This window comes from Streptomyces mangrovisoli, assembly GCF_000974985.2.
Lineage (GTDB): Bacteria > Actinomycetota > Actinomycetes > Streptomycetales > Streptomycetaceae > Streptomyces > Streptomyces mangrovisoli.
The window spans coordinates 1-25,981 of the sequence record NZ_LAVA02000143.1; the positions used below are offsets into that span (position 1 = coordinate 1).

22 protein-coding genes are annotated in these 25,981 nt (G+C 73.9%); 16 read left to right on the forward strand and 6 right to left on the reverse strand.

The features are described from left to right. Nucleotides 1-522 precede the first annotated feature (522 nt). From WN71_RS37885 to WN71_RS37895, 3 genes are all read left to right on the forward strand, one after another. Entirely contained in the window at nt 523-1,371 is an 849-nt protein-coding gene (locus tag WN71_RS37885) for a GNAT family N-acetyltransferase (protein ID WP_046592741.1), read from the forward strand. 84 nt (nt 1,372-1,455) lie between these two features. Continuing rightward, nucleotides 1,456-2,025: a GNAT family N-acetyltransferase gene (locus WN71_RS37890; RefSeq protein ID WP_046592742.1), complete on the forward strand. Its 570-nt coding sequence runs from the start codon at nt 1,456-1,458 to the stop codon at nt 2,023-2,025. 127 nt (nt 2,026-2,152) lie between these two features. After that, entirely contained in the window at nt 2,153-3,862 is a 1,710-nt protein-coding gene (locus WN71_RS37895; RefSeq protein ID WP_046592743.1) for a proline--tRNA ligase, read from the forward strand. A gap of 145 nt (nt 3,863-4,007) precedes the next feature. On the opposite strand, the gene WN71_RS37900 is transcribed toward WN71_RS37895, so the two are convergent. Beyond that, nucleotides 4,008-4,235 (reverse strand): hypothetical protein, encoded by a 228-nt coding sequence (locus WN71_RS37900; protein WP_240529906.1) that lies wholly within the window; start codon nt 4,233-4,235, stop codon nt 4,008-4,010. Nucleotides 4,236-4,426: 191 nt separating this feature from the next. After that, nucleotides 4,427-4,849: a helix-turn-helix domain-containing protein gene (locus WN71_RS37905; RefSeq protein ID WP_046592745.1), complete on the reverse strand. Its 423-nt coding sequence runs from the start codon at nt 4,847-4,849 to the stop codon at nt 4,427-4,429. Nucleotides 4,850-5,148: 299 nt separating this feature from the next. Between WN71_RS37905 and WN71_RS37910 the strand changes: the two genes are divergently transcribed. The 4 genes from WN71_RS37910 (at nt 5,149) to WN71_RS41320 (ending at nt 9,135) form a co-directional block, all read left to right on the forward strand. Continuing rightward, nucleotides 5,149-5,739: an RNA polymerase sigma factor gene (locus tag WN71_RS37910; protein ID WP_240529907.1), complete on the forward strand. Its 591-nt coding sequence runs from the start codon at nt 5,149-5,151 to the stop codon at nt 5,737-5,739. After that, nucleotides 5,736-7,646, forward strand: coding sequence for a BN159_2729 family protein (locus tag WN71_RS43080; RefSeq protein ID WP_052743248.1), 1,911 nt, complete (start codon nt 5,736-5,738; stop codon nt 7,644-7,646). The genes WN71_RS37910 and WN71_RS43080 overlap by 4 nt, the downstream gene beginning before the upstream one ends. Beyond that, nucleotides 7,643-8,104 carry a WhiB family transcriptional regulator gene (locus tag WN71_RS37920; protein ID WP_052743249.1) on the forward strand — a complete coding sequence of 154 codons (462 nt, stop codon included), beginning with the start codon at nt 7,643-7,645 and terminating at the stop codon, nt 8,102-8,104. The genes WN71_RS43080 and WN71_RS37920 overlap by 4 nt, the downstream gene beginning before the upstream one ends. Before the next feature lie 314 nt (nt 8,105-8,418). After that, nucleotides 8,419-9,135, forward strand: a complete 717-nt coding sequence (locus tag WN71_RS41320; protein ID WP_107469871.1) for a hypothetical protein — start codon at nt 8,419-8,421, stop codon at nt 9,133-9,135. Between the two features lie 128 nt (nt 9,136-9,263). Here the strand turns inward: WN71_RS41320 and WN71_RS37930 are convergent, their stop codons facing one another. Genes WN71_RS37930 through WN71_RS42140 form a run of 3 tightly spaced genes read right to left on the reverse strand, consistent with a single transcriptional unit; the run spans nt 9,264 to nt 11,424 of the window. Then, nucleotides 9,264-10,172 carry an aminoglycoside phosphotransferase family protein gene (locus WN71_RS37930; protein ID WP_046592747.1) on the reverse strand — a complete coding sequence of 303 codons (909 nt, stop codon included), beginning with the start codon at nt 10,170-10,172 and terminating at the stop codon, nt 9,264-9,266. Between the two features lie 26 nt (nt 10,173-10,198). Beyond that, nucleotides 10,199-10,693, reverse strand: coding sequence for a ferritin-like domain-containing protein (locus tag WN71_RS37935; protein ID WP_046592748.1), 495 nt, complete (start codon nt 10,691-10,693; stop codon nt 10,199-10,201). Further along, nucleotides 10,690-11,424 (reverse strand): hypothetical protein, encoded by a 735-nt coding sequence (locus WN71_RS42140; RefSeq protein WP_079178422.1) that lies wholly within the window; start codon nt 11,422-11,424, stop codon nt 10,690-10,692. The genes WN71_RS37935 and WN71_RS42140 overlap by 4 nt, the downstream gene beginning before the upstream one ends. Before the next feature lie 221 nt (nt 11,425-11,645). Between WN71_RS42140 and rimP the strand changes: the two genes are divergently transcribed. From rimP to WN71_RS37985, 9 genes are all read left to right on the forward strand, one after another. Then, nucleotides 11,646-12,128 (forward strand): ribosome maturation factor RimP, encoded by a 483-nt coding sequence (rimP, locus tag WN71_RS37945; RefSeq protein ID WP_046584745.1) that lies wholly within the window; start codon nt 11,646-11,648, stop codon nt 12,126-12,128. 18 nt (nt 12,129-12,146) lie between these two features. Then, nucleotides 12,147-13,133 carry a transcription termination factor NusA gene (nusA, locus tag WN71_RS37950; RefSeq protein WP_046584744.1) on the forward strand — a complete coding sequence of 329 codons (987 nt, stop codon included), beginning with the start codon at nt 12,147-12,149 and terminating at the stop codon, nt 13,131-13,133. 169 nt (nt 13,134-13,302) lie between these two features. After that, on the forward strand, nt 13,303-13,599 hold the full coding sequence (locus WN71_RS40550) for a YlxR family protein (RefSeq protein WP_079178423.1): 297 nt from the start codon (nt 13,303-13,305) through the stop codon (nt 13,597-13,599). A 152-nt stretch (nt 13,600-13,751) separates the two neighbouring features. Next, complete coding sequence (gene infB, locus WN71_RS40555) at nt 13,752-16,901, forward strand: translation initiation factor IF-2 (protein ID WP_079178424.1); 3,150 nt, start codon at nt 13,752-13,754, stop codon at nt 16,899-16,901. Nucleotides 16,902-17,154: 253 nt separating this feature from the next. Further along, on the forward strand, nt 17,155-17,451 hold the full coding sequence (locus WN71_RS37965; RefSeq protein WP_046584742.1) for a DUF503 domain-containing protein: 297 nt from the start codon (nt 17,155-17,157) through the stop codon (nt 17,449-17,451). 37 nt (nt 17,452-17,488) lie between these two features. Next, a complete protein-coding gene (gene rbfA, locus WN71_RS37970; RefSeq protein WP_046584741.1) occupies nt 17,489-17,956 on the forward strand; it encodes a 30S ribosome-binding factor RbfA in 468 nt (155 codons plus the stop codon). Then, a complete protein-coding gene (gene truB, locus WN71_RS37975; protein WP_046584740.1) occupies nt 17,953-18,858 on the forward strand; it encodes a tRNA pseudouridine(55) synthase TruB in 906 nt (301 codons plus the stop codon). The genes rbfA and truB overlap by 4 nt, the downstream gene beginning before the upstream one ends. 269 nt (nt 18,859-19,127) lie before the next feature. Beyond that, nucleotides 19,128-22,787, forward strand: coding sequence for a trypsin-like peptidase domain-containing protein (locus WN71_RS37980; protein ID WP_046584739.1), 3,660 nt, complete (start codon nt 19,128-19,130; stop codon nt 22,785-22,787). Between the two features lie 406 nt (nt 22,788-23,193). After that, nucleotides 23,194-24,138: a bifunctional riboflavin kinase/FAD synthetase gene (locus tag WN71_RS37985; protein WP_046584738.1), complete on the forward strand. Its 945-nt coding sequence runs from the start codon at nt 23,194-23,196 to the stop codon at nt 24,136-24,138. Between the two features lie 81 nt (nt 24,139-24,219). Here the strand turns inward: WN71_RS37985 and WN71_RS37990 are convergent. After that, nucleotides 24,220-25,981: MinD/ParA family ATP-binding protein (locus WN71_RS37990; RefSeq protein WP_143074935.1), on the reverse strand; the 1,762-nt coding region annotated here is incomplete at its 5' end.

Sequence of the window (25,981 nt, forward strand, 5' to 3'; positions counted from 1 at the left end):
TCGCGCAGTTCCCCGCGCCCCTTCAGGGGGTGCCGGGACCGGTTGTTCGTCGGCTGCGGGCCGTCCGTGGCTGGTCGCGCAGTTCCCCGCGCCCCTTCAGGGGGTGCCGGGGCTGGCTGTTCGTCGGCTGCGGGCCGTCCGTGGCCGTCCGCGCAGTTCCCCGCGCCCCTTTGAGGGGGCTGAGCCGCACGCGTCCCAAGGGGCGCGGGGAACTGCGCGATCAGCCCACCACGACGGTCAGTCGCCGGACGACCGATCCGCCCGCCCGTCGGCGCGACCAGCGCACCCCGCCGGCCGGACGCCCCGGCTCCGGGCAGCCCACCAGGGGCGCGGGGAACTGCGCGACCAGCCACCACGGCGGGGCGGCCGCCGGACGACCGGACCGCCCGCCCCCTGGGGTGACCAGAAGGCCCGCGGTCGGGCAGCCGCCCGAACACCGGGACCCCCGACTCCGAGGCGCACCGCCAAAGCAGCGCAGCTATAGTGCGGAGATCAGCAGAACCCCAGGGTGAGGCCCCGTACGTGTTGACCCAGACCACGTCCCGCGTGCTCGAACCGAGCGACCTGGATGCCGCGCTCGCCGTCCTCGACCGCGAGCCCGTCCAGAACGCCTTCGTGACCTCCCGGGTCCAGGTCGCCGGCCTCGACCCGTGGCGCCTCGGCGGCGAGATGTGGGGCTGGTACGAGGACGGGATGCTGACCTCCCTGTGCTACGCGGGAGCCAACCTCGTCCCCATCTGCGCCACCCCCCGCGCCGTCCGCGCCTTCGCCGACCGCGCCCGCCGGGCCGGCCGCCGCTGCTCCTCCATCGTCGGACCCGCCGGCCCCACCGCCGAGCTCTGGCGCCTGCTGGAGCCCGGCTGGGGCCCCGCCCGCGAGGTCCGCGCCCACCAGCCGCTGATGGTCACCGACGGGATGCCGGCCGGCATCGTCCCCGACCCCTACGTCCGCCGCATCCGCAAGGACGAGATGGAGACGATCATGCCGGCCTGCGTCGCCATGTTCACCGAGGAGGTCGGCGTCTCCCCGCTGGCCGGCGACGGCGGCCTGCTCTACCAGGCCCGCGTCGCGGAACTCGTCGGCTCCGGCCGCTCCTTCGCCCGCCTCGACGACAACGGCAAGGTCGTCTTCAAGGCGGAGATCGGCGCGGCGACCCCCCAGGCGTGCCAGATCCAGGGCGTGTGGGTGGCCCCCGAGTACCGCGGCAGGGGCCTGGCCGCCCCGGCGATGGCGGCCGTCCTGCGCTACGCGCTCGCCGACGTGGCCCCGGTCGTCAGCCTCTACGTGAACGACTTCAACATCGCCGCGCGCCGCACGTACGCCCGCGTCGGCTTCCAGGAGACCGGCGCGTTCATGAGCGTGCTGTTCTAGGGCGACAGGTCCTGGCCGCTCGCCGGACCGGACGGTCTGCTCCGGGGAGCGAACAAGCGGACCGGCGCGCTGTACTCTCCCCCCATGCGCCTTCCAGGTCACGACCAACGCCGCCGGTCCGACGACGACATCGTGATCGGCACGCTGGACCTGTCCGCCCGGGTGGACGAGGCCCTCGCCGTGCAGGCCGTGGCCTTCGGACTCGGCCCGGACGAGGTGGCCGTACGCCGTCAGATCGTGGTGCGGCACATGACCTACCCCGGCGCGCGGGCGCTCGGCGCCACCGCCGGCGGGCGGCTCGTGGGGTTCGTCTACGGGATGCCCAACGACCGCACCCACTGGTGGTCCACCGTCGTGGAGCCGTATCTGCGCTCCGGCGGCCACACCGACTGGCTCGACGACTCCTTCGTGATCACCGAGCTGCACGTCCACCCGCACCACCAGAACCGGGGCGTGGGCCGCTCCCTCATCACCACCATCACCGACAGCGCCGCCCAGCCCCGCTCGATCCTCTCCGCGATCGACACCGACAGCCCGGCCCGCGGCCTCTACCACTCCCTCGGCTACGAGGACCTGGCCCGCCGCGTCCTGTTCCCCAGCGCCCCCAAGCCGTACGCCGTCATGGGCGCCCCCCTGCCGCTGCGCCGCCGCTGAGGGGCACGCCACCTCCTAACCGATTTCCACCGGCCCAGCACCCCCGGCTAACCTCCTAGCCATAAACCCCTCCGCGCCCGGTCACCCGCCGGGCCGGGGAGATCCCACCGGCAGGAGTACGAGAACCATGGCCAACGCACCGGTCCAGCGCATGTCCCAGTTGATGGCGAAGACCCTGCGCGACGACCCGGCGGACGCCGAGGTCCTCAGCCACAAGCTGCTCGTCCGCGCCGGGTACGTGCGCCGGACCGCCGCCGGTGTGTGGACCTGGCTGCCGCTCGGCAAGCGGGTGCTCGCCAACGTGGAGCGCATCGTCCGCGAGGAGATGGACGCGATCGGCGCCCAGGAGGTGCTGCTGCCCGCGCTGCTGCCCCGCGAGCCCTACGACGCCACCGGCCGCTGGGACGAGTACGGCCCGGAGCTGTTCCGCCTGAAGGACCGCAAGGGCGGCGACTATCTGCTCGGCCCGACCCACGAGGAGATCTTCACGCTGATCGTGAAGGACCAGGCGTCCTCCTACAAGGACCTGCCGGTCATCCTCTACCAGATCCAGACCAAGTTCCGCGACGAGGCCCGCCCCCGCGCCGGCATCCTGCGCGGCCGCGAGTTCCTGATGAAGGACTCGTACTCCTTCGACCTGGAGGACGAGGGCCTCGCCCAGTCCTACGCGCTGCACCGCCAGGCGTACCAGAAGGTCTTCGAGCGTCTCGGCCTCGACTACCGGATCTGCGCCGCCACCGCGGGCGCCATGGGCGGCTCGAAGTCGGAGGAGTTCCTCGCCCCGGCCGGGGCCGGCGAGGACACCTTCGCCGACTGCCCGAACTGCGACTTCGCCGCCAACACCGAGGCGATCACCTACGAGCTGAAGCCGGTCGACGGCTCCGCGGTGCCCGCGGCCGAGGAGATCCCCACCCCCGAGACCCCGACCATCGAGACGCTCGCCGCGCACCTCGGCGTGCCGGCCTCCGCGACCCTGAAGAACCTGCTGGTGAAGGTCGACGGCGAGATCGTGGCCGTGGGCGTGCCCGGCGACCGCGAGGTCGACCTGGACAAGGTCGAGGCGCACTTCGCCCCGGCCCAGGTCGAACTGGTCACCGCCGAGGACTTCACGGGCCGCCCGGACCTGGTCCGCGGCTATGTCGGCCCGCAGGGCCTGGAGAAGGTCCGCTACGTCGCCGACCCGCGGGTGGCCCCCGGCACCGCGTGGATCACCGGCGCCAACAAGGCGGACACGCACGCGAAGAACGTCGTCGCGGGCCGCGACTTCGAGGTCGACGAGTACGTCGACGTCGTGGTCGTGCAGGAGGGCGACCCCTGCCCCAAGTGCGGCACCGGCCTGAAGCTGGACCGCGCCATCGAGATCGGCCACATCTTCCAGCTGGGCCGCAAGTACGCCGACGCCCTCAAGCTCGACGTGCTCGGCCAGCAGGGCAAGCCGGTCCGCGTGACCATGGGCTCCTACGGCATCGGCGTCTCGCGCGCGGTGGCCGCCCTCGCCGAGCAGACCGCCGACGAGCACGGCCTGGTGTGGCCCGCGGAGGTCGCCCCGGCCGACGTGCACGTCGTCGCGGCCGGCAAGGCGCTCCAGACCGAACTGGCCCTGGAGGTCTCCGAGAAGCTGCGCGAGGCCGGGCTGCGGGTCCTGGTCGACGACCGCGCCGGGGTGTCGCCGGGCGTCAAGTTCACCGACGCCGAGCTGATCGGCGTCCCGAAGATCCTGGTCGCCGGGCGGCGTTCCGCCGAGGGCGTCCTGGAGCTGAAGGACCGCAGGACCGGTGAGCGCGAGGAGCTCGCCGTCGACGAGGCGATCGCCCGCCTGAGCGCGCTCGGCGCGTAACCCGGCGGCCGCGCCCGGCTTCCGCGGCTCTCGTACGGTGCCCCGCCCGCCTGGGGCACCGTACGGGAGCCTTCCCGTTCACAGGGGTGGGTGACGGATCAGGTGGGTGACCGCTGCCTGATCGCCCGGCCGTATCGGCCCGCCATCAGCACGCCTCCGCCGTGACGCCGCGCGTGACCAGTTCCGCGGGCAGCCGCAGCCGGGTGCCGCAGAAGCACAGGAGAACGTTGCCCGGACCTTCTGGCGCTCCCAGGTCGATCGTGAGGAGCGCGCGCATTTCTCGGAACACATCGAGTACGTGGGAACCTCTCGCGACGAGGACACTCACCTCGTCCGGGTCCCACACGACCACTGCCGGCAGATCGTCGGTCACGGAAACGTGGATGCACACAGCTGTCTCCCCAGGGATGCACGACGACATCTTGTGATCCGCTTCGGGAGGCCAGCGGCGCACTGATGGTACCGATGTCTGCGTGAAGCTGTGGGACTTTCGGCATTTCCCGTACGCGCGAGCCGGGTTGCCGCATATGCCGACAACGCGCGGCGCGGAACGCCGCGTTCACCTCAGGTGATCCGGCTGACCTGCAACATCGCTTCGGCGTCCTTGAGCAGCGCGCGCTGCCGCGCCTCGGGCAATTGCCGGTACAACTTCAGCAGGCGCGCCTCGCGTTCGTCCTTGCTGGGGCCGGGCACCGGACGCCCCGCGGCTTCGAAGAACTCCCTGGGTGTGGTGCGCACGCCCCAGCGCCGGAACACCTCGACCATCGCCCTCAGCCGTTCCGGGTCGATTCTGGACGTGCCGCGCGTACGGTTCATCCAGGCGTTGAGGGTCGGATAGGAAATACCGGACTCGGACGCCAGGTCTTTCTGGGTCCTGCCCTGGGAGGCGTCGAGGAGACGTTCGAGCAGCGCCGCCAGATCCTCGCCGCGGCGCGCGGGATCATCGCCTGGTTCGGGCTCTTCTGGGGGGATCGGCTCACTCGTCACACGTCAGAGGATCGGCCATCAATATCTACAGGCGCAAGTAGATCGCAGATCGTTGCTTCCGTGCGCCCCCTTTGCGAGCTCTATGAGCCATGTCGAACCGGCGCGAACCGGCCGAGCTCGGGGGTGAACTTTGCGCTCCGTATGTGACTTGACACTATATGCATCTACGTGAAGACTGTAGATGACTCCAGGAATTGATGTGGTCCTCGTGCAGGTGGCGCCAAAAGCGTCGGCAAGGAATCTACATCTACATGAATATTGAAGATTTCGGCTCACCGATGTCAAAGGAGCTGTCGATCGTGTCCCTACAGTCCGACCTCCGGACCGCGCCCAGCGGTCCGGAGCCCGCCCTGGTCGCGCGAGCCCGCGCCGGCGATCGTGAGGCGTTCGCAGTCCTCTACCGCGACCACTACCGCTTGGTGCACCGCTACCTGCTGTTCCGCACACGTGACCGGCATCTGGCCGAGGATCTGGCCCAAGAGGTCTTCACCCGCGCGCTCCGTGGCATCGGCGGTTACACCTGGCAGGGGCGGCAGTTCGCCGCATGGCTCATCACCATCGCCAGAAACCTCTATCTGGACGAGATGGGCCGCGGCCGCACCCGGCGCGAGACCCTGGTCCCCGAACTGTGGGACCCGGCTCGCCCGGCCTTCGGCACCGAATCGCCCGTACTGCGCGAGATGGAGGCGATCGAGGCCTGCGAGACCCTCCAGCGCGCCCTGCGCACGCTCAACGGGCCCCAGCGGCACTGCCTCGAACTGCGCTACCTCGGCGGCCTCTCGTCCGAGGAGACGGCCGTCGAGATGGGCCGTACCGTGGGCGCCGTCCGCGCGCTCACGCACCGTGCCATGCGGCAGCTGCGCGGCACGGTCGGGGCGGTGCCCGCATGAACCGGAATCTCTCCCAGGTCGTCTGCGTGATCCGCGAGGCCATGGTCTCCGTGCCCCCCGAGCAGGCAGCGGCGATCGCCCACGCACTCGACTCCGCCCGGCTGCTGACCGACCCCGACCGGTCGCCCGGCCTGGTGCTGCACCGCACCCCCGAGGGGACCTGGAGCAGGGTCCCGCGCCCGCTGACCGACCTGGAGCGGCAGGCGCTCGCCTGGGACGCCGCGTGCGTACAGGCCCGGCGGGTGGCCGTCGCCCTTCAGCGGAGCATCGGCGCGCACCCCGGCGTGCGGGGCATCCGTGCCGACGGCGACAAGGTCCGGGTGCTCCTCGACATCGCGAGCCCGGCCCAATGGGCCCAGTGGCGGCTGTACTTCGGCATCACCCTGGTCGGCGAGCGGACCCGGCCGCACACCGTGACCGGCGAGGGCCGACGCGACGGCGTGCGGGTGTCGGTGGTCGCCTTCGACACCGGGCCCGCCCTGGGCGTACGGCAGGTGCGCACGGCCCCCGCCCGGCGCGACCACGCCCCGGCGCGGCCGGAGCCCGAGGACGTGCGCCCGGGGGGCCGGCCGCAGCCGGTGGACGTACCGCCCACCGTGCGCAGGCAACTGCGCGTGCCTACGGCCGTGGACCGACCGGGGGGGACGGCCGGTCCGGAGGCGGAGCCGGCCGCGGAGCCGGAGGTCTGGCCCGAGCCCGCGGACCACGAACTCCCGTACACCGAGCCGGTGTCGGCCGACCGGGACCAGGACCTGGTCCTCGTCGAGCCGGAGCCGGCGGATCACGAGCACGCCCACGCCCACGCCGACGAGGAGTCGACGGAGCACGGACCGGCCCGCGCCGAGGAGGAGTCGGCCGAGTACGGACCGGCCCACTGTGACGAGCAGCCGGCCGAGCACGGGCGGGCCCACTCCGGCGAGGAGTCGGAGGGGTACGGACCGCTCTACGCCGACGAGGAGCCGGCCGAGCACGGGCGGGCGTACGCCGAGCCGGAGACGGCGGGCCGCGACCTGGCCTGGGCCGAGCCGGAGACGGCGGGCCGCGACCTGGCCTGGGCCGAGCCGGAGACGGCGGGCCACGGGCGGGACTGGGCCGAGCCCGGGGCGGAGGGCCACGCGCCGGGCCGTCCCGAGACGCGGTCGGCGGACCACGGGCGGGCGTACCCGGACCACGGGCGGATCCACGGCGAGCCGGTGTCCGTGCCGCTGCCGGACGAGCCGCTCGTCGTGCCGCTGCGCACGCTTCTGGAGCCGGAGCCGGAGCCGGAGCCGGAGCCGGAGCCGGAGCCGGAGCGCCGGCCCGAACACGAAGCGGAACCGGGGGAGTTCGGTGCGGGCTCCGAACCGGCCGGGTTACCGGCGGCGTGGGTGCGGACGCTCCCCGTGGTGAGCCCGGGAGCGGTCCCGGTGGTCAACGTCGAGACGGCGGCCTCGCTCCTGCACGCCGCGCCGGCGCCCGCCTCGGTGCTGTACGCCGAGCCGGCCCCGGCGGTCACCGCGGCGACGATCCCGGCGGCGCGCGCCGAGGCGGTCCCCGCGGAACACGGCCGGGCCGCGGACGTCGCGGGGCTCCCCGGGCGGACGGAGGCCGCGGGGCGCGTCGGGCCCGCGGACGTCGCGGAGTTCACCGGGCCCGGGGGGTCCGGCGAGGAGCGGGCGGAGCCGGCCCGGGGCGGGAGCGGGCACCTGCCCTACCGCCTGGGGCAGCGGGTCTACGACCTCGTACTGCCGTACCGGGACGCGCACGGCGACGTCTGGTACTTCCACGGCAGCCGGGACGCCGACGGGATGCCGATGATGTCGCTCGACGGCCGGATGGAGCGCTGCTCGCTCGCCAACGTGGCTGCCTACGTGGGCCCGTTGACCCCGGTGCGCGAGGACCGGCAGGCCGAGGGAGGGCGGCGATGAAGCGTGACTGGGAGCTGAGCGCCGCCTGCCGCAACCAGGACGCGGAGCTGTGGTTCTCCAGCCGCACCCAGGCCAGGGCGGTGGAGATCTGCCGGACCTGCCCGGTGCTGCTGCTGTGCCGGGCCGCGGTCCTCAAGCGCGAGGACGGGCTGCCCCGGTGCCAGCGCAGCGGCATCATCGCCGGACTCACCGGGTCCCAGCGGTACGACCTGGCGCGCGCGGCGGCGGGCGCGACGCTGCCGCCGGCGGAGATCGCGTCCGCGGCGGTCGGCGTCGCGGACCGGATCCGGCAGGAGCCCGCGCCGTGCGGCACCCGGGCGGCCTACCAGCGGCACCTGCGCCGCCGTGAGCCGGTCGACGAGGCGTGCCGCGCCGCCAACGCGCGTAGCGCGGGCCGCTATCGCCGCACCGGCTCCACCCGCAGGCAGCAGCCCGAGCCCGCCCCCTCCGCCCGGTGACCGCGGGACATCCGTCGGATCGCGCCGAGGACATTGATCGGCCGGCGGGGTTTGAGGACTCCCGGAACTGCGGGAAAAACGATGTGTGCGCTGTGACTGAGGGGTCCAGAGAGGCTTGGGAGGTCGAAGTGCCGGACGAACTCGGAAATGGCTGGATCTCGACGGGCCCGTTAGGCTCGCACGAATCCGGACATTTAGCGAACGACCGTACTTCTGCCACCGATTCACCCGCCGCGGCGCCGACGCCGTCCCGTCGCCCCGGCCCCCTGCACCACCTCGCCGACCTCGCCGCTGTCGGCCGCTTCAGTCACCTCGTGTCACTCGGCCGCCTCGGTCACCTCGGTCACCTCGTGTCCCTCGGCCGTACCGACCGTACCGGGCGGTCCGGCCGCCCGAGCGGCCCCGGCCGGTCCCGGCGCTCTCCGGACCGGGCCCGACGTTCGAACAGCCGCTCCGGCGGCGCCCGTTCCGTCTCGGTCTCCGCCGCGGGGGTGCTGCTGACCTCCTGCCTGCTGCTGCCGTTCCGGCTGCTCGTGCCGGCGCGTGCCGCCCACCGGCGCGACTCGCGCCGGTGGCGCCGCGGGCGGCGGGTCCCGAGCGGCCCGCCCCCTCACTCGCAGGACGAACTCGGTGTCTGTCGACAGGAGTTGATGCGCTGGCAGGAGTACGCCGACTCCTACGCCCAGGAGCTCGGGCGGGCCTCACGGGAACGCGCCCACCTGCTGGCGTGGCTCGCGGCGCTGCACCCGGCGAGCGCCGTCATGACCCCGGCAGGCGGTGCCGGACAGGAGAGCGGCCACTGTCTGTGCCTGATGGCCGGCGGCTGGCAGATGTCCTGGACCGTGCCGCAGGCCGATCTGGCCCTCTTCCCTCACGTGCCCTATGCCGAGCAGGCTGTGGGCCGTAACGCCGAGGAGGGCGTGGACCAGGACGCACGGATCCGCTGGCACACCCATCTGCTCGCATTGGAGGGCAACCTCCACAAGGTCCCGGCCGGAGCGTGTCCGCCCGAGGGGCTCGACTGTCACTGAGCCACCCCCCTCAGACTCCGGTTGGCAAGCTCGGGAGGCACGTCGGCCGGACCCCAGCGCCCCCCTGCCCCTGGCTCGGCAGGGGGGCGCGAACCCTTTTCGCGCACCGGGCCACCCCGCCCGAACTCTCAGAGCCACCCGGCGAATTCGAGCAGCAGCTCGGCGTCCTGGAGTCGGCCCACCCGTCGTGCCCGCACCCCGGACTCCACCGCCCGGAACAGCGTCCAGCCGCGCAGCCGCTCCTGGTCCACCTCCAACGCCTCCGCGAGCCGCTTCACCCGGCGCCGGGTCGTCGACGCCCCGGACGAGGTGGCGATCAGGTCCTCCACCCGGTCCCGGACCAGCCGCGCCAGATCGAACGCGCACTCGCCCACCACCGGGTCGGGCCCCGCGGCCAGCCACGGCAGCCGGTCCCCGGCGAGCACCTTGCTCTGCCGGAACGTGCCGTGCAGCAACCGGTGTTCGGGCGGCGCCTCCAGCAGTTCCGCGCGTGCCGCGAGCGCCGTGTCCACCAGCGGTGCCACGTCGGGGTCGCGCTCCGCGCTCGCCCGCATCGCGCGCGCCTGCCGCCCGGTCCGCTCGGCCACGGTCTCGAAGACCGCGCCCTCGTCCCCGGCGGGCGGCTCCACCCAGAGCCGGCGCAGCGTCCCGGCGGCCTCCAGCAACGCCTTCGCCTCGGGCAGCGAGCGCACCGACACATCGGGGTGCAGTCGCTCCAGGAGCAGCACGCCCTCGCCGACGTACGGCTCCAGCAGCTGTACGGCGCCCAGGCCGCCCCAGTGGGCGAGCGCCGCCCGCTCGCTCTCCGGACGGGCCCGCGGCGGGGCGAGCTTCAGCACGGCGGGGGAGCCGTCCGCGCGCCGCACGAGCAGCACCATGCTGCTGCGCCCGCCCGGCACCTGGATCCGCTCGACGGTCAACTCGCGTAGCGCCACCGCCTGGTGGGCCGCCTCCGGCAGCTTCTCCAGCCAGTCGTCACCGTCCGGTGCGTTCTCGCCGAGCGCCCGCACCAGACGCCGCGGCGGTTCGAAAGCCATACGCGAGTGGTTCCCTTCCTCTGCCGTCACGCCGTGGGCGACGCGGACGCGGACGCGGACACCGGATCCGACGCGGACGCCGACGGGGTCGCGGCCCGCTCGGCGAGACCAGGGAAGGCTACGCTCTCGCCGCTCCAGCGCACCGCCCGCAGCGCCGCCTCGCGCAGCGCCCCGGCCGCCTCGCGCCGCCGCGCGTCCTCGGTGGCCCGCACCAGGTCCGAGTAGACGTCGGCCACGCGCCGCTCCAGTTCGGCGGCGAGCCGGACGGCGGAGGCCGCGCTGTGCACCGGGAAGGGCAGCGCGTAGGCGGCGGACGCGGCCGCCGGGGAGCCGCCCAGGTCGCGCACCTCGCGCACCAGCGCGTCCCGGCGCGCCCGGTGCGCGTCATAGGCGGCGCGTGCCTCGGTGCGCCGCTCCTCGTCGATCTGGCCGCCCACGACGCCGTAGCCGTAGACCGCCGCGTGCTCGGCGGCCAGCGCCGCCTGCACCGCCGTGAGCCGCTGTTCCTTGGTCCCGCTCACTTCGCGCCCTCCGTCAGCAGATACGCGTGCACCGCTCCGGCCGCCGCCACCGAGGCCATGAGCCGCGCCAGTTCGCCCGGCACGTCCAGCAGGGCCGTGATCCGCCGCGCCGAGAGCTCCCGCTCGGCGTCCGCGAGCCCGGTGAGGGCCTGCTTCTCGGTCTCCGGGGCGGCCGACGCGCTCGCGCCCGCCGACACCCCGGCCGAGGCCCCGGACGCCGATCCGGAGGCGTCCGGAGTCGTTGTCGCCGAAGCCGAAGCCGAAGCCGAAGCCGAAGCCGAAGCCGAAGCCGAAGCCGAAGCCGAAGCCGAAGCCGAAGCCGAAGCCGAAGCCGAAGCCGAACCCGAAGCCGAACCCGAGCCGCTCGCGGTCCCCGTGGCGGACCGCGTCGCGTCCGCGGACGCTCCCGCCGCCCCGGACGCCTTCCCCGCGCCGCCGAACGCCGTCACATGCCGTGCCGCCTCCGCGCGCAGCGGTCCCAGCCGCTTCGCGAGCGAGGGGTGGGCGGCGATCGCGGCGTCGTAGCGCGCGACCAGCGACTGGCTGTCCCGGGCCGCACGCGCGCGTGCCCGCTCGGTCAGGGTCAGGGGGCTGCCGGCCGATCCCTCGTCGGAGCCGGTGTCCTTGGGCCGTTCGGAGCAGCCCGCCAGTACGACGGCGCCCGCCGCGGAGGCGAGCAGGGTTCTTCTGCGCGGCCCCGCAAGGGCCCGCGACGGTGGGGGGAGGGACACGGCAGACGTCCTCGGGGAGCTCGTACGACCAACGGGCGGGGAAGGGGGCGCGCACGCCTGTGATCACGGTACCCGCGCGCCGTCACGGCACCACCCACCGGCACCACCCGCCGGCAACCGCGCACGCGCACGTGGACGGCAACACACCCCGCGACCGGATACCCTTTGACCAGACACGCGCACCGTCCCACAACAGCACACGCGGCCGAGGAGTCACCCGGATGAGCACGACCCAGAGCGAGAGGCTGCGAGCACTTCTGGAGCCGCTCGTCACCTCCCAGGGCCTGGATCTCGAAGAGATCGCCGTGGACTCCGTAGGGCGCAAGCGAGTGCTGCGTGTGGTCGTCGACTCCGAGGAGGGTCCCGACCTGGACGGGATCGCCGATGTGAGCCGCGCGCTCTCGGCGAAGCTCGACGAGACGGACGCGATGGGCGACGGCGAGTACGAGCTCGAGGTCGGCACCCCGGGCGCGGAACGCCCCCTGACGGAGCACCGCCACTACACGCGTGCCGTCGACCGCCTGGTGAAGTTCCAGCTCGGCGACGGCGGCGAACTGGTCGCCCGGATTCTCGACGTGGACGACGAGGGCCTCGATCTGGAGGTGCCCGGCGTCAAGGGCCGCAAGGCGACCTCCCGGCGGCTCGCCTTCGGCGACATCGCCAAGGCGCGCGTGCAGGTCGAATTCAACCGCAAGGACAAGTAAGGAAGAGGAGGCGTAGCCGTGGACATCGACATGAGCGCCCTGCGGGGCTTGGTACGGGAGAAGGAGATCTCCTTCGACCTGCTGGTCGAGGCGATCGAGTCGGCCCTCCTCATCGCCTACCACCGCACCGAGGGAAGCCGCCGACACGCGCGCGTGGAGCTCAACCGGGAGACCGGGCATGTGACCGTGTGGGCGAAGGAGGAGGCCGACGACCTCGAGGAGGGCCAGGCGCCCCGCGAGTTCGACGACACCCCGTCCGACTTCGGCCGGATCGCCGCCACCACCGCCAAGCAGGTGATCCTGCAGCGGCTGCGCGACGCCGAGGACGACGCCACGCTCGGCGAGTACGCCGGGCGCGAGGGCGACATCGTCACCGGCGTGGTCCAGCAGGGCCGCGACCCGAAGAACGTGCTCGTGGACATCGGCAAGCTGGAGGCCATCCTGCCGGTGCAGGAGCAGGTGCCCGGCGAGAGCTACCAGCACGGCATGCGGCTGCGCAGCTACGTCGTGCGGGTGGCGAAGGGCGTGCGCGGTCCGTCCGTCACCCTCTCGCGGACACATCCCAATCTGGTGAAGAAGTTGTTCGCGCTGGAGGTGCCGGAGATCGCCGACGGGTCCGTCGAGATCGCCGCCATCGCCCGCGAGGCCGGCCACCGCACCAAGATCGCCGTACGGTCCACCCGTTCGGGCCTGAACGCCAAGGGCGCCTGCATCGGCCCCATGGGCGGCCGGGTGCGCAACGTGATGGGCGAGCTGAACGGCGAGAAGATCGACATCGTCGACTGGTCGGACGACCCGGCCGAGATGGTGGCGAACGCGCTGTCCCCGGCGCGGGTCTCGAAGGTCGAGGTCGTGGACCTCGGCGCCCGGTCCGCGCGGGTGACCGTGCCGGATTACCAGCTCTCGCTGGCCATCGGCAAGGAAGGGCAGAACGCCCGCCTCGCGGCGCGGCTGACCGGGTGGCGCATCGACATCCGCCCGGACACCGAGCAGCCTGAGGAGTAGCACGCCGATCCGCCCGGGGGAGACCCCCGGGCGGGGCCGGGGAGATCCCCGGGCGGGGCCGGGGAATAGATCTCGGCCCGTAGTCGTTCGGATCACGTCAGTTATGGCGCGGCAACTGTTCGAGACCTGGCCCAAAAGGGTGAGGTCGCCGCGGGGAGGTAGACTTAGGGTGTCTGGCCGGACGCACGCCCGATCACGCCCTGAGCGCACCTGTCTGGGGTGCCGGGAGCGGGCGGCCAAGACGGAGCTGCTGCGCATCGTGGCGATCAAGGACGAATGCGTCCCCGATCCTCGCGGTACGCTGCCCGGCCGGGGTGCCTATGTGCATCCCGTCCTGGTCTGTCTCGATCAGGCGGATCGTCGCCGGTCGTTCACGCGGGCGCTGCGCGCCCCGGGAGCGCTCGACACAAAGGCGTTGCGCCGACATGTCGAGCAGATGACAGTTGCCCAGCAGGCGACACAGTAAGCAACACGGTGCCGTGCGGAAGTCCCCGTGCGGCCCGGTACCTCGCGAGTCGAAAGCAGGTCGAGATTGCGATGAGCACTCGATGAGTACGCGATGAGTACGCCCATGAACTAGCGACGGTCCGGCCGCAACCCGGACCTCAAAGGAGCGAAGTGGCTAAGGTCCGGGTCTACGAACTCGCCAAGGAGTTCGGTGTGGAGAGCAAGGTCGTCATGGCCAAGCTCCAGGAACTCGGTGAATTCGTCCGTTCGGCGTCCTCGACGATCGAGGCGCCCGTAGTACGAAAGCTGACCGACGCCTTCCAGGGCGGCAACGGCAAGTCTGCCAAGCCGGCCCCGCGCAAGGCGGCCCCCCGTCCCGCCGCGCCGTCCCCGGCGCAGGCGGCGCGTCCGGCTGCACCGCGGCCGGCCGCACCCAAGCCCGCCGCGGCCCCGCAGCCGCAGGCGCAGGCACCCGCGGCTCCCGCGGCCCCCTCGGCGCCGGTCACCCCGGCGGCGTCCGGCCCGCGTCCGGTCCCGGGCCCCAAGCCCGCGCCGCGCCCGGCCCCGGCCGCGCCCGAGTTCACGGCCCCGCCGTCGGCTCCCGCGCAGCCCCCGGCGGCCGCGCAGGGTCCGAGCCAGGGTCAGGCCCAGGGCCAGGCTCAGGGTCAGGGACAGCGCCCCGGCGGCGCCCGTCCGGGCCCCGGTGCCCGTCCCGGCGCCCGCCCCGGCGGTCCCGCGCAGGGTCAGGGTCAGGGTCAGGGACAGCGTCCCGGCCAGGGCGCGCCGCGCCCCGCCGGCCAGGGTGGTGCCCGTCCGGGCGCCCGTCCGGCCGGCCCGCGTCCGGGTAACAACCCCTTCACGTCCGGCGGCAACGCCGGCATGTCCCGCCCGCAGGCGCCCCGTCCGCAGGGCGGCGCGCGTCCGGGCGGTCCCGGTGCCCCCGGCGCCGGTCCGCGTCCCCAGGCGCCCGGCGCCCAGGGTGGCGGCGGTCCGCGTCCGCAGGCTCCGGGCGGTCCCCGTCCCTCGCCGTCCGGCATGCCCCGCCCGCAGGGCGGCCCGCGTCCCGGTGGCGGCCCCGCGGGTCCGCGTCCCAACCCCGGCATGATGCCGCAGCGTCCCGCTGCCGGCCCGCGTCCCGGCGGTGGCCCCGGCGGCCGCGGTCCGGGCGGTGCGGGTCGTCCCGGCGGCGGTGCCGGTCGTCCCGGCGGTGGCGGCGGCTTCGCCGGTCGTCCCGGTGGCGGCGGCGGTGCCGGTCGTCCCGGTGGCGGCGGCGGCTTCGCCGGTCGTCCCGGTGGTGGCGGCGGCGGCTTCGGTGGCGGCGGTGCCGGTGCCGGTGGCGGCGGCGGTCGTCCCGGCTTCGGCGGTCGTCCCGGCGGTCCCGGTGGCCGTGGTGGCACGCAGGGCGCCTTCGGCCGTCCCGGTGGTCCCGCGCGTCGTGGCCGCAAGTCGAAGCGCCAGCGTCGCCAGGAGTACGAGGCCATGCAGGCCCCGAGCGTCGGCGGCGTGATGCTGCCGCGCGGCAACGGCGAGAGCATCCGTCTCTCCCGTGGCGCGTCGCTCACGGACTTCGCGGAGAAGATCAACGCCAACCCGGCGTCGCTCGTCGCGGTCATGATGAACCTCGGCGAGATGGTCACCGCGACCCAGTCGGTGTCCGACGAGACCCTCCAGCTCCTCGCCGGCGAGATGAACTACAACGTTCAGATCGTCAGCCCGGAGGAGGAGGACCGCGAGCTGCTCGAGTCCTTCGACATCGAGTTCGGCGAGGACGAGGGCGACGAGGACGACCTGGTGGTCCGTCCGCCGGTCGTCACCGTCATGGGTCACGTCGACCACGGCAAGACCCGCCTCCTCGACGCCATCCGCAAGACGAACGTCATCGCGGGCGAGGCCGGCGGCATCACCCAGCACATCGGTGCCTACCAGGTGGCGACCGAGGTCAACGACGAAGAGCGCAAGATCACCTTCATCGACACCCCGGGTCACGAGGCGTTCACCGCCATGCGTGCCCGTGGTGCGAAGTCGACCGACATCGCGATCCTGGTCGTCGCGGCCAACGACGGCGTCATGCCGCAGACGGTCGAGGCGCTCAACCACGCCAAGGCGGCCGACGTGCCGATCGTCGTCGCGGTCAACAAGATCGACGTCGAGGGTGCCGACCCGACCAAGGTGCGCGGTCAGCTGACCGAGTACGGCCTGGTGGCCGAGGAGTACGGCGGCGACACCATGTTCGTCGACATCTCCGCCAAGCAGGGTCTGCACATCGACTCCCTGCTGGAGGCCGTGATCCTGACGGCGGACGCCTCGCTCGACCTGCGGGCCAACCCGTCCCAGGACGCGCAGGGCATCTCCATCGAGTCGCGCCTCGACCGCGGTCGCGGTGCCGTCTCGACGGTCCTCGTCCAGCGAGGCACGCTGCGGGTCGGCGACACGATGGTCGTGGGCGACGCCTACGGCCGTGTGCGCGCCATGCTCGACGACAACGGCAACAACGTCGCCGAGGCCGGCCCGTCGACGCCGGTCCAGGTCCTGGGCCTGACCAACGTCCCGGGTGCGGGCGACAACTTCCTGGTGGTGGACGAGGACCGTACGGCCCGTCAGATCGCCGAGAAGCGCGCCGCCCGTGAGCGCAACGCCGCGTTCGCCAAGCGCACGCGCCGCGTCTCGCTCGAGGACCTGGACAAGGTGCTCAAGGCCGGCGAGGTCCAGCAGCTCAACCTCATCATCAAGGGTGACGCTTCTGGTTCCGTCGAGGCCCTCGAGTCCTCCCTGCTCCAGCTGGACGTCGGCGAAGAGGTCGACATCCGCGTCCTGCACCGCGGCGTCGGTGCGGTCACGGAGTCGGACATCGACCTGGCGATGGGCTCCGACGCCATCGTGATCGGCTTCAACGTCCGCGCGGCCGGCCGTGCCGCGCAGATGGCCGAGCGCGAGGGCGTGGACGTCCGGTACTACTCGGTCATCTACCAGGCGATCGAGGAGATCGAGGCGGCCCTCAAGGGCATGCTCAAGCCGGAGTACGAAGAGGTCGAGCTCGGTACGGCGGAGATCCGCGAGGTCTTCAAGTCGTCCAAGCTCGGCAACATCGCGGGTGTCCTCATCCGCTCCGGCGAGGTCAAGCGCAACACCAAGGCCCGACTCATCCGCGACGGCAAGGTGGTCGCGGAGAACCTCAACATCGAGGGTCTGCGCCGCTTCAAGGACGACGTCACCGAGATCCGCGAAGGCTACGAGGGTGGTATCAACCTCGGAAACTTCAACGACATCAAGATCGACGACGTCATCGCGACGTACGAGATGCGCGAGAAGCCTCGCGTGTAAGGCCGACGGTGCGCGCCGGCCGGTGGGAGTCCGCTTCCACCGGCCGGCGCGCCGTTTGCGGCACGGCCGCCGTTCGCGGCTGCCGTGCCCGGGCCGTGGTGGCCGGCCACCACGGTGTGCGGCGGGGGCCGTGGCGTGCGGCGGGGAATATCCGTCGATCGCCCCGGCCCGTTCGTTGTACGGTTCTGATGTCCCTGCGCACACGAACGGCAGGGCCATCGATCCCGTACCGGCGGGTGAACCGGTTACACACATGTACGTGGGGACTCTGTCCTTCGACCTCCTCCTCGGCGACGTACGGTCGCTGAAGGAGAAGCGCTCCCTCGTCCGCCCGATCGTCGCCGAGCTCCAGCGGAAGTACGCGGTGAGCGCGGCCGAGGTGGACCACATGGACCTCCATCGCCGGGCCGGCATCGGGCTCGCGATGGTCTCCGGCGACGCCGGGCATCTCAGCGATGTACTGGACCGATGCGAACGGCTGGTCGCCGGCCGCCCCGAGGTGGAACTGCTGTCCGTGCGGCGGCGTTTCCACGGCGACGACGACGACTGACCACGAACAAGATCAGGAAAGAACGGGAGACGGACCAGTGGCCGACAACGCGCGGGCGAAAAGGCTGGCGGACCTCATCCGGGAGGTGGTGGCCCAGAAGCTGCAACGCGGGATCAAGGACCCGCGGCTCGGCACGCACGTCACCATCACGGACACCAGGGTCACGGGTGACCTGCGGGAGGCGACCGTCTTCTACACGGTGTACGGCGACGACGAGGAGCGCAAGGAGGCGGCCGCCGGGCTGGAGAGCGCCAAGGGCATCCTCCGTTCGGAGGTCGGCCGGGCCGCGGGTGTGAAGTTCACCCCGACCCTCACCTTCGTCGCGGACGCCCTCCCGGACACCGCCCGGACCATCGAGGACCTCCTCGACAAGGCGCGGGCCTCCGACGAGAAGGTGCGCGAGGCGTCCGCGGGCGCCGCGTACGCCGGCGAGGCGGACCCCTACCGCAAGCCGGGCGACGACGAGGCGGACGACACCGCCGAGAAGGACGACGCCGCCGAATGAGCAGCAAGCCCACCCCGCCCGACGGCCTTGTCATCGTCGACAAGCCGTCGGGCTTCACCTCGCACGACGTGGTCGCCAAGATGCGCGGCATCGCCCGCACCCGTCGCGTCGGCCACGCCGGCACGCTCGACCCGATGGCGACCGGCGTGCTCGTCCTCGGCATCGAGCGGGCGACCAAGCTCCTCGGGCACCTCGCCCTCACCGAGAAGGAGTACCTGGGCACGATCCGCCTGGGCCAGACCACGCTCACCGACGACGCCGAGGGCGAGATCACGGGGTCGGTCGACGCCTCGAAGGTCACCCGCGACGCCGTCGACGCCGGCATCGCCAAGCTGACCGGCGCCATCATGCAGGTGCCGTCCAAGGTCAGCGCCATCAAGATCGACGGCGTACGGTCCTACAAGCGGGCCCGCGAGGGCGAGGAGTTCGACATCCCGGCCCGCCCGGTGACCGTCTCCTCCTTCGATGTGTACGACGTCCGTGACGCGGTCGCCGAGGACGGCACCCCCGTGCTCGACCTCGTGGTGTCGGTGGTGTGCTCCTCCGGCACCTACATCCGCGCCCTGGCCCGGGACCTCGGCGCCGACCTGGGCGTCGGCGGCCACCTCACCGCGCTGCGGCGCACCCGGGTGGGCCCCTACCGGCTGGACGCGGCGCGCACCCTGGACCAGCTCCAGCAGGAGCTGACGGTGATGCCCATCGCCGACGCCGCCATCGCCGCGTTCCCCCGCTGGAACGTGGACGCCAAGCGCGCCCGGCTGCTCACCAACGGCGTACGGCTGGAGATGCCCGACGAGTACGCCGGCCGCGGCGCGGTCGCCGTCCTCGACCCCGAGGGCCGCTTCCTGGCGCTGGTCGAGGAGCACAAGGGCAAGGCCAAGAGCCTCGCGGTGTTCGTCTAGGCGGTGTTCGTCCAGGCGGTGTTCGTCCAGAACCTGCCCGTGGAGCGGCGGACACGGGGTCGTTCCAGTCCCGCCGCTCCACGGTCCCCCCTCGGTTCCCCCACCCCTAGCCTGTACCGACGGCACGCGCCTATTCACCCGACCGGGCAGGCGCTCGGAGTGAACCGGGGGAGCGGAAGGGGGCGCGTTCACCTCGGGATCTGTCCCGCTGATCATCCCCGGCCTACCGTCGACAGAGGTGGTACGGCTGTACGGCGGGGAGGTTCGCGATGCCGGGACCAAGTCGCTCTCTCGTACGGGTCCGTGATCTTGCCGGACGGCTGCGGGGCGCCGGGTTCGTCGCCGATCACGACGGCACGGTCGTCACCGCCCACGAGGTCGTCGACGGCCTCGCCCAGCTGGTGCTGACCACGACGGCCGGGCGGACCTGCGTCGTGGACGCGGCCGACGCCGTCACCCCGCTGCCCGCCCTCGCCCTGGCGCTGGTGCGCACGGTGGGGCTCGGCGCCGAGCCGCTCCCCATCACCGTCCGCCCCCGGACCGACACCGGCACCTATGTGGAGATCGCGGCCGGCGGCTGGCGCGAGGCCCGGGTGCTCGGATCGCGGGCGGTCACGTACACCGCCACGGACCGGTTCCACCCCGTCGACGACGCCGTGGAACTCGCGATCGGCACCACGGGGCGGGACGCGCTGCGGCTGGGCGGCGGCGCGGCGGGCGGCCCGGTGCTCGATGCCAGGACCGGCGCGGTGATCGCGACCCTCGGCACCGCCCTGACCTCCGGCGACCGCGACACGGGCTTCGCGGTGCCGCTACGACGGGCTGCGGGGCCGTGCGCGGCCGCCTGCGGCGGGGGCTGCGACGGTTGCAAGGGCTGCGCGGGCGGGGGCGGCGGGGGCTTCGGGGCGTTCGGCTGCGGGGGCTGCGGCGGCTGTGGGGGCTTCGGGGGCGCTCCCGAAGCCCCCGCGCACACCGCCCCCGCGCCCTGCCCCCTCGCCGCGCTGCTGGGCCGGAACGCCGCCACCGTCGCCGCCTACGGTGCCGATCTGAATCCGGCCGCCGTCCTGGAGCTGGCCGCGGCCTCGGCCGCATCCGACGGACCGCCCGGTGCGCGCGCGACGCACCCCGGGCCGGAACTCGTCCAACGGGCCGACATCGCGGAGGAGCTCGCCCGATTCCTCACCGGTCCCGCGGCCGTCCTCGGGCTCGTCGGGGCGCCCGGCAGCGGTCGTACGACGGAACTCGCGGTGCTCGCCGCACGGCGCGGGCGAGGCCCCGCACCCGCGCCCACGCTGTGGCTGAGCGGTGCCGACCTGCGCGACGACGACACCTCGGTCGCGGACGCGGTGGAACGGACGCTCGGGCGGGCGGCCCGGGTCGTCGCCACAGCCCGCGGAGTAGCTCCGGGCGACCTCGGCGACCTCGCCCCGGACCGCCTCGCCCACCTCGCCCGGAGCGCGGGCCGCCCCCTCCTGATCCTGCTCGACGGCCCCGAGGAGATGCCCCCCGGCCTCGCCCACCGCCTCCCCGAGTGGACCCGCGCCACGGCCTCCTGGCTCGCGGCCGCCGGTGCCCGGCTGGTGGTCGCCTGCCGCGCGGAGCACTGGGAGAGCGCGGGCGCGGCCTTCCCGCCGGATCTGCTGCACCGGCCGGACACCCGCCTCGCCTCGGCCCCTCCGCCGACACCGCCCTGCGTGCCGCTCGGCGACCTGCGGACCGCGGAGGCCCGTCTCGCGCGCGAGCGCTACGGCCTCGCGCCGACGGACCTGCACGACCGAGACGCCCGCCACCCGCTCGCCCTCCGGCTCCTCGCCGAGGTCCGCGCGGCAGCGCCAGAGGCGTGTGAGAGCCTCCCGGCCCCCCTCGCCCGCGGCGACGTCCTCGCCGCCTGGCTCGACCTCGCGTGCCTGCGGGTCGCCGTCCGCCTCGCGCCCGCGAACGGTCCGCACGGCACCGCCGTACGGCGGCTCGCGGCGAGGGTGTCCGGGCAGGTGCACGAGGCCGCCCGGCGCAGCCTCGGACCCGGCCAGGGCGAACTGGACCGGGCGGCGTTCGAGGCGCTGTTCCCCTGGGGCCGGGCGCCCCGCCGGCTCGGCGGCGGCAGCGGCTGGGCGTACGCCGTGCTCGCCGAGGGCCTCTTCGTCCCCGCGGGCGACGGCTACCGCTTCGCCCACGAGGAGTTCGCCGACTGGATCCAGGGCATGCACCTCGACCTGGACGGGGCCCTGCGCGTCCTCGTCCACCGCCCCCGCACCCCCGAGGCCGCGCACCCGCTGCCCGTGCCGCACCACCGCATCGGCCCCGTCGTGCAGGCGCTGCTCCACCTCGGCCGCCAGCAGGGCACCGCCCAACTGGCCTGTCGGCTGGAGGATTTGGTGGACGCCCTGGACGCCCTGGACGCTCCGAACGTCGATCCCGACCCCGGCTCCGTATCCGACCCCGGCTCCGAACCCGCCCCCGGCTCCGAACCCGACCCCGGCTCCGAACCCGGCGCCTGGTGGGCCGTCCGGCTGCTCGCCCAGACCCTGGTGTCCGTGCCCGACGCGACGCCGTACACCCGCGTACTGCGGCTGCTCGCCGACCGGATCGTCGCGTGGCGCGACGAACGACGCGCCGTGGCAGGGGAGTTCACCCCCGACTTCTGGGAGGCGCTCCCGCTCCCCGAGGCCGACCGCCTCGACCTGCTGCGCCGGCTCGTCCGCGCGGACGGCGCCCCGGCCCGCGCGGACCGCGCACCCCGTCATCTCGACACCGTCGCCCGGCTGCTGGCCGCCGCCCCCGCCGCCGTACAGCCGTGCCTGGTGCGCTGGTTCGACGACGAGCGGCCACTGCCCGCCACCCCGCACGCGACCGTCGCCACCGCGGCGCAGGCGCTGCTGCACACCCACCGGCACGGCGCCCCGGACGACCTCACCGAGGCCCTCGCGGACAGCGTCCACCCGCGCGCCGACGAACTGCTCGCCGTGCTCGCCGAGGAGGAGCCGTCCGCCGTCTGCCGGGCGGTGGACCGATGGGCGCGCGACGAGCGCCCGGCGCGCCGGTCCGCGGCCGCCGTCCAGGGGCTGCGCGCCGCCCCGCACGTCCGCACCGGCGCCGACCGCGACCTCCTGCGCCATGCCGCCCTCGCCCTGCTCGCCCGCCCCGGCGACGACGCCGTGCACAGCGGCGCGCTCGCCCTGCTCGTCCGCGACCCGCGCACCCGGGACCGCCACCTCCCCGAGGCGCTGCGGCGGTTCGCGCAGGGCGACCCGCGGGTGCCGGCCGACGCGGTGGCCACCGCCCTGGCCAGCCACCCGGAACCCGTCCTCGACGCCTTCCGGGACCGGCTGCTGCTGCCCGACTCCCGCGACGCGCTGCGCACCCTCGCCGACGTCGCCACGCCCGCTCTCGCCCGCCGCGTCGCCGTGTTCGTCCGCGAGGCCGCGCGGCGGCGGCCGGAGACGGCGGGCCCGGTCGCCGCCCACGTCGACCGCCGCCTCGACCAGGGCCCGGCCACCCGCGACGTACTGCACCCGCTGGTCACGGCCCTGCTGGCGGACGGGCCCGAACCGCTGCGGGCGGCGCTCGGCACCGTCCTCGCCGCCGCGGGGGCACCCGCCTCGCGGCCGTTGCGCCGCGAACTGCTCGACGTGCTCCTCGCCCGCGAGCAGGAACCGGCCGTCCTGGACGCGGTGCTGCGTGCCGCGGCCCGGCCCGACGACGCCGACGCCCGGGAACTGGTGCACCACACCGCGCGGCTGCTGGCCCGCACCCCGGCCGGGGCGGCCCGTCTGGACCGGGGGCTCGTCGACCTCGCCCGGCACGTCCCCGGCTTCGCCGCCCTGATGGCCCGCTGGCTGACCGACACGCCGGGCCGGTGGGCCGTGCTGGTGGCCCCGGCGACCCGCCGCACCATCGAGCACCTGGCCGGACCCCGGGTACCGGCCTGAGCGGCGACGAAGGAAACGAGGGGGTCCGCTCGTTCGCTGCGGCAGGAGCCGAGGGGGTCCGCTCGCTCGCTGCCGCAGGAGCCGATGAGGTTCGCTCGTTCGCTGCCGTAGGAGCTGATGAGGTGGCCTGGTGCGGTGCCGTAGGAGTCCATGGGGCCCGCTCGTGCGGTGCCGTAGGAGTCCATGGGGACCGTTCGTGCGACGGCGTCGGGCCTGAGGGGTCCGGTCGTGCCGCGGCCGAGGTGTGGCCGCGGGACCGGGCGGCCGGCCGGGCGGGTGGCCTCGGCGGGGGTGGAGCCCGTCACAGCCCCCATGCCGATGCGGGCGGGGGCCACCCGGCATGGCACCCTTAGACCTGCGCAAGAGGCAACGTTGGATACGGACAAGGGTTCGAGGAGCGGTCACAGTGCAGCGCTGGCGTGGCTTGGAGGACATCCCCCAGGACTGGGGGCGCAGCGTCGTCACCATCGGGTCCTACGACGGGGTGCACCGCGGGCACCAGCTCATCATCAAGCACGCCGTGGACCGCGCCCGCGACCTCGGCGTGCCCTGTGTCGTCGTCACCTTCGACCCGCACCCCAGCGAGGTGGTCCGCCCCGGCAGCCACCCGCCGCTGCTGGCCCCGCACCACCGCCGCGCCGAGCTGATGGCCGACCTGGGCGTGGACGCGCTGCTGATCCTGCCGTTCACCACCGAGTTCTCGAAGCTGTCGCCCGCCGACTTCGTCGTCAAGGTGCTGGTCGACAAACTGCACGCCAAGGCGGTCGTCGAGGGCCCCAACTTCCGCTTCGGCCACAAGGCCGCCGGAAACGTCGGCTTCCTCACCGAGCAGGGCGCGGTGTACGACTTCGAGGTCGAGGTCGTCGACCTGTACGTGTCCGGCGAGGCGGGCGGCGGGGAGCCGTTCTCCTCCACGCTCACCCGCCGGCTGGTCGCCGAGGGCGACGTCGAGGGCGCGCGCGAGATCCTCGGCCGTCCGCACCGGGTGGAGGGCGTGGTCGTCCGCGGCGCCCAGCGCGGCCGTGAACTCGGCTTCCCCACCGCCAACGTGGAGACCCTGCCGCACACCGCGATCCCCGCCGACGGCGTCTACGCCGGATACCTGCACGTCGCCGGCGAGGCCATGCCGGCCGCCATCTCCGTCGGCACCAACCCGCAGTTCGACGGCACCGAGCGCACGGTGGAGGCGTACGCGATCGACCGCGTCGGCCTCGACCTCTACGGCCTGCACGTGGCCGTGGACTTCCTCGCCTTCGTGCGCGGCCAGGCGAAGTTCGACTCGCTCGACGGACTGCTGGAGCAGATGGCGGCGGACGTGAAGCGCTGCCGGGAGATCGTCGCGGCGGAGTAGCGTCGCGGATCCCCTGTCCTACGACGCCGAAAGGGCGGTCGGTGCCCACGGGCACCGACCGCCCTTTCGCGTGCGCGGCGGCTACTGCTGCGGGGGCTGCGGGGGTTGCTGCGGCTGCGGCTGCGGCTGCGGTGCGGGGGCCGCGGGGGGCTGGGGGGCCTCGGCCGGCGGCTGGGGCTGGGGCTGGGGGTACGGGTGTCCGTGCTGTCCCGGTTGCCCCGGCTGGCCCTGCTGTCCGGGGAACGGGGGATACGGCTGGCCCGCCGGACCCTGCTGCCCCGCCGGACCCGGCTGGCCCGGGAACGGCGGATACGGCTGCTCCTGCTGCCCGGCGGGCTGCGGCTGCGGCGGGTAGGGCTGCCCGGGGGCGTACTGCGGCCCGCCCGGCTGCGGCGCGGCGGGCGGATACGGCTGCCCGCCGGGCTGCTGCGCCTGCGGCTGCTGCGCCTGCTGCGGCGGGTACGGGGCGGGCTGCCCCGGCACCGGCTGTCCCGGGTACGGCGGGCTCGGCGGCTGCTGACCCTGGCCCGGCTGCCCCTGGCCCGGCTGCGCGGGGTAGGGCTGCCCGGGGTGGGGCGGCTGCGGGGCGTAGGGCTGCCGGCCGTCGGGCTGGTGGCCGTAGGGCTGGTGGCCGTAGGGCTGGGCGGCGTACGCCTGCGGGGGCAGCGGCTGGCCCGGCATCGGCGGGGCCGCCACCGGCGGCGGGTTGCCGTCGCTGGTCCACAGGCCGTGCGCCTGCTGATGGCGTACGAAGTCCTCGGCCACCATCGCCGCCAGCGTGAAGTACGACTCGCGCACCTTGGGCCGCATCATGTCGAGGTCGACCTCGGCGCCCGCGGCGAGATGCTCGTCGAACGGCACCACGATCACGCCGCGGCAGCGGGTCTCGAAGTGCGACACGATGTCGTCGACCTTGATCATCTTGCCGGTCTCGCGGACCCCGGAGATGACGGTGAGGGAGCGCGCCACCAGGTCCTGGTAGCCGTGCGCCGACAGCCAGTCGAGGGTCGTGCTCGCGCTGCTCGCGCCGTCCACCGACGGAGTCGAGATGATGATCAGCTGATCGGCGAGGTCGAGCACGCCCCGCATCGCGCTGTACAGCAGGCCCGTGCCGGAGTCGGTCAGGATGATCGGGTACTGCCGCCCGAGCACCTCGATCGCGCGCCGGTAGTCCTCGTCGTTGAAGGCCGTGGACACCGCCGGGTCGACGTCGTTGGCGATGATCTCCAGGCCGGACGGCGCCTGCGAGGTGAACCGGCGGATGTCCATGTACGAGTTGAGGTGCGGGATCGCCTGCACCAGGTCGCGGATGGTCGCGCCGGTCTCGCGGCGCACCCGGCGGCCGAGCGTGCCCGCGTCCGGGTTGGCGTCGATGGCGAGGATCTTGTCCTGCCGCTCGGTGGCCAGGGTGGAGCCGAGCGCGGTGGTCGTGGTCGTCTTGCCGACGCCGCCCTTGAGGCTGATGACGGCGATCCGGTAGCACGACAGCACCGGCGTGCGGATCAGGTCCAGCTTCCGCTGCCGCTCCGCCTCCTCCTTCTTGCCGCCGATCTTGAACCGCGCGGCCGCGGCGGCGGGCCGCCCGCTCTTCGGCCGCTGCCGCTTGTTGTTGAGCAGCCGGTCGGAGGACAGCTCGACGGCCGCGGTGTAACCGATCGGCGCGATACCGGGGTTCACGGGCTGGCGCTGGTCGTGCTGTATGGGCTGCGGCCAGGCGGACCCGGAGCGCGGGTCCATGGGGGCCGGGGGCTGCGGTTGCGCCTGCGGCTGGGGCTGCGCGGGGGGTTGCTGGGCGGCCTGCCCGTCCTGGGGTGGGTAGGCGTATCCGCCGGATGCCTGGGGC